Here is a 4294-nt window from a genome sequence, read left to right on the forward strand (position 1 = left end):
ACGGGCTGGCCGTCGACGGCGCGTACGAGCTGCTGCACGGATTCGCGCAGCGCGCCGGAGTCGGCGAGCATGGGCGTGATGTCGCGGAAGAGGATCCCGGGGATGGGGAAGTCCGGGATCGACCGAACGATGGAGCGCCGCGGTGGACCTCCGCTCCTACGTCCGGTCGATCCCGGACTTCCCCATCCCCGGGATCCTCTTCCGCGACATCACGCCCATGCTCGCCGACTCCGGCGCGCTGCGCGAATCCGTGCAGCAGCTCGTACGCGCCGTCGACGGCCAGCCCGTGGACAAGGTGATCGGGATCGAGAGCCGCGGCTTCATCTTCGGCACGCCGCTGGCCACCGAGATCGACGCCGGCTTCGTGCCCATGCGCAAGCCCGGCAAGCTGCCCTTCACCAAGCTGTCGCGCAGCTACCTGCTCGAGTACGGCGAGGCCACTCTCGAGCTCCACACCGACGCCATCGAGAAGGGCGACCGCGTGGTCATCGTCGACGATCTGCTCGCCACCGGCGGCACCGCCCGCGCCGCGGCCGAGCTGGTGGAGGAGGCCGGCGGCGAGATCGTCTCGCTGCTCTTCGTGATCGAGCTGCTCGGACTGGACGGCCGCGCCGCCCTCGGCGATCGTCGCGTCGAGGTGCTGATGCCGATGGGGGCGGACGGGGACTGAGGTCTCGTTCGTCGCCGTGGCACGGGTGCCCGTGGTCGTGTCCGCGGCTCCGTTGCCTTCCGGCCCGCTGGGGCCCCCGTAGCTCAGGTGGATAGAGCACCGGTTTCCTAAACCGGGTGTCGCAGGTTCGAGTCCTGCCGGGGGCACCATGTTTCCCAAGGGGTTACGGCGGTCGGGGGTGCGGTGAACCGCGGTCGTCGGGCCGTGGGGGACCACTGGGGGTCACCTTTTCGCGAGCTACGTTCCGGGGATCCCTCGACGCGGATTCCCCGCTTCCGGATGGACCGACCCGACCGTCGTCGGCCGACGCGCCCGGGATCCGGACGTTCGCGTTCGAGGCGAGGCCCCACCGGCTCGCGCCGATCGATGCCTGGCTGCGATCGGCGGCCGACCCCGCACGGCGTCGGTGTCCGCGCGCGTGACGGCTGGGGATGTTCCGCGGGGGAAAGCCGGTTGCCACTTCCGCGGCGGAAGTGACCAGCGCGCGTGACACGAGAACACCACCCACCGACGCCCCTCGACGTCACCTCCGCGCCGCGTCCAGCTTCCCCCGGACCTCGGCCGCCCAGCCGGTGACGACCTCGATGTCGCCGCGCGAGGGGTTCTCGACCATGATGAACTCCTCGGCGTCGTCGGTGTTCATCAGCTCGTACTGACGGTACCAGCGGTACTGGAGATAGCCGCCGGCGAAGAGCGTCTGGCGCGAGGTCACGCGGACACCGTCGGCGGTGTCGATCGTCGCGGCGATCATGGCGTTGCCGTCCTGGTAGAAGATCTCGTCGCCGTCGTCGGACCAGGTCGGACTGGTGCCACCGTCGGCGGAGATCTGGACGCGTCCGCCCGCGCGCGGGAAGGAGGTCACGTAGATCTCGTCGCGGCCGGAGAGCTCGCTCACGTAGGCCACCCAGCGCCCGTCGGGCGAGATGGCCGCCCCGAGTTCGTCCTCGGGACCGGTCAGGAGCGGTGCGATGGTCGCGCTGTCGCCGAGGTCGGGCCAGATCCAGAGGTCCATGCCCTTGTCGGGGACCTCCTGCCGGAAGACGAACGACCCGTCGGGGGCGACGGCGGCACTGCGCAGGTTGTCCTCCCAGTCCAGGAGAGCGGTCTCGGGTCCGCTGAGGTCGGCGGGCACGCGCATGAGATCGTAGTTGCGGTTGCGGGTCGTGCCGTACAGCAAGTGGCGACCGTCACCCGTCCACAGCGGGTAGAACCCGTTGGGACTGACGAGCGAGGCGGTCTCGCTCTCGAGGTCGATGCTCCAGACCTGGAAGCCGTCGGCCACGAGGACGAGACGGCGCCCGTCGGGGCTCAGGCGCGGGTCGCCGACCGAGTCGAAGCTCAGAGGACGCGACAGCAGGGGACGCCGGGAGCCGTCGCGGCTGACCACGTGGATCTCCGCGCGATCCGCGTCGTCGGCGGGCAGGTAGGCGATCGTCCCGTTGTCCGCGATGTCGAGGTGCAGGGTCTGGGAGCTGAGTTCGAACCACGTACGGTCCAGAACGGGAATCGGGGTACCCACGGGGGTCAGGCTGCCGGTGTCGAATCGACACGCCATGAGCTGGCGAGCCTGACCGAAGATCAGGACGTCGTTGCCGAGGAGCGCGGGGTTGGTCCCGAGCAGGCCGAGTTCACGCAACTCACGCGTGCGGATGTCCAGGAGCACGAGGCGTGACTCCTCGTTGGTGCCCTGTTCCGTGTTCAGGAGGAGCGCGTCGCGGCCTGGCACGGCCGACGGGTTGCGCAGCAGCGGGGGGCCGCCTTCGCCTCCGCCGTCGACCACCAGCTCGAACTCGCCACCCTCGGCCGGGATCCGGTAGAGGTCGCCGCCCCCGACGGTGTAGATGTAGCCGTCGTCGGACCACGTGGCCCCGGTGAACGCGCTCGATCCCTCGGCGACCAGCACGGGTGCTCCGCCGTTGAGGTTGATCTTGTACAGGCGGCTCACCTGCATGAAGCCGATCCACTGGCCGTCGGGCGAGAAGAAGGGGCCGGCCGCGGCGTTCGTGCCCCGCAGGGGCGACCATTCGAAGTCGTCGAGTCGACGGGTGTAGAGCGTGGTCCGGTCACCGTCGGTGCCGATCGACACGACGGTCTGGCCGTCCGGCGAGATCGCGATGCCGCGCCCGTCCCCCTGACGCAGATTGGCCGCGAAGTCGTTGCGCAGACGGAAGCGCAGGGTCTCGACACCCGCCTCGTCGACGTTCCGCGGTACGAACCACGCTCCGGCCGCGACCACGACCGCCAGCAGGGCCACGATCCACGGAAGTCTCGCACGGCTACGGGGCGCCTCGGCGATCACGGGCGCCTCGCGGCCCGGATCGCTCAACACGATCCGCGCTTCGCCGATGTCGCGCAGACGCTGCTTCGGGTCGCGGTCGAGGCAGCGGCGCAGCAGTGCACGCACACGGGGCGAAAGGTCCGACGGCAGCGCGTCCCAGGGGATCTCGCCCTTCATCACGTCGGCCATCGTCTCGCTTGCCGTCTCACCCGCGAAGACCGGTTTGCCCGTCAGCATCTCGAAGAGCACGGCCCCGAACGACCAGATGTCGGCGCGACGGTCGACCGGCTTGCCCTTCGCCTGCTCGGGCGACATGTAGGCGGCCGTGCCGAGGATCATGCCGGCCGTCGTCATCGCCGCGGTGATGGTGGGCGACGTCGACATGTCGTGATCGTCGAGCGGGTCGCCGGTGTAGGCGCGGGCCAGGCCGAAGTCGAGGATCTTCACCTCGCCTTCGGGCGTGACCTTCACGTTGCCGGGTTTGAGGTCGCGGTGCACCACGCCCTTCTCGTGCGCGAACTCAAGACCCTCGGTGATCTGCAGACCGATCCGGAGGGCCTCACCGACGGACGGGGCTCCGTGGGTTCCCAGGCGTTCGGCCAGATCCATCCCCTCGACGAGTTCCATCACCAGGAAGGTCCGTCCCTCGGCCTCCTCGATGCTGAAGAGCGACGCGATGCGACGATGGTGGAGCGACGCAAGGGTGCGGGCTTCGCGCGCGAACCGCGCGAGACGCTCGGGGTCGGAGGCGAGCTGCGGCGAGACGATCTTGATCGCCACCTCCCGCTGCAGCTTCGTGTCGCGGGCGCGGTAGACCTCGCCCATGCCGCCCTTGCCGAGCAGGGCGGTGATCTCGTAGTGGGCGAGCTTCGAACCGATCACTCGACGTCTCCGTTCGCCAGGGTGGCGCCCCAGATCTCCGACGCCTGCTCCCGGGTCCCCGTCAACAGCCATCGGCCGTCGGGTGCCACGTCGATGCCGAAGGCCAGGATGTCCTCGGCCACGACGCGGGCGCGGGGGTCGAAGAGGTCCGGCAGCGGTGCGTCGGCCAGGTCGACGGCGACGGTCGCGTCGTCGGGACGCTGGACGTAGACCGTCTCGCCGTCGGGGGAGAAGTCCATCGACTGCCACCCCCGCGCGTCGGAGGCGGTGACCAGTTCGGTCCATGCTTCGTCGGCGACGTCGTAGGTCCAGATCGAAGCCGAACGCTCGATCGTCTCGCCGATCCACCCCAGGAGGACGGGCCGGCGGGGATGCCAGTCGGTCGCGCTGAAGAAGTTCAGGCCGCTCGGATGTCGTGGCGCGCGGGGAGCGGTCATCATCCCCGTGGGGGGGTCGAAGAGGTC

3 protein-coding genes and 1 tRNA gene are annotated in these 4294 nt (G+C 69.8%); 2 read left to right on the top strand and 2 right to left on the bottom strand.

Annotated features, from left to right (window positions below; translation table 11 throughout):
* Positions 1-142 precede the first annotated feature (142 nt).
* On the top strand, positions 143-670 hold the full coding sequence (locus VKA86_01530) for an adenine phosphoribosyltransferase (protein ID HKK69869.1): 528 nt from the start codon (positions 143-145) through the stop codon (positions 668-670).
* 72 nt (positions 671-742) lie between these two features.
* Positions 743-819: transfer RNA gene (locus VKA86_01535), tRNA-Arg, on the top strand.
* Positions 820-1193: 374 nt separating this feature from the next.
* Here the strand turns inward: VKA86_01535 and VKA86_01540 are convergent.
* Positions 1194-3830: a protein kinase gene (locus tag VKA86_01540; protein ID HKK69870.1), complete on the bottom strand. Its 2637-nt coding sequence runs from the start codon at positions 3828-3830 to the stop codon at positions 1194-1196.
* Positions 3827-4294, bottom strand: a 468-nt coding sequence (locus VKA86_01545; protein HKK69871.1) for a hypothetical protein, incomplete at its 5' end; no start/stop codon positions are given. The genes VKA86_01540 and VKA86_01545, both read right to left, overlap by 4 nt.

This window comes from Candidatus Krumholzibacteriia bacterium (assembly GCA_035268685.1).
Lineage (GTDB): Bacteria > Krumholzibacteriota > Krumholzibacteriia > JAJRXK01 > JAJRXK01 > JAJRXK01.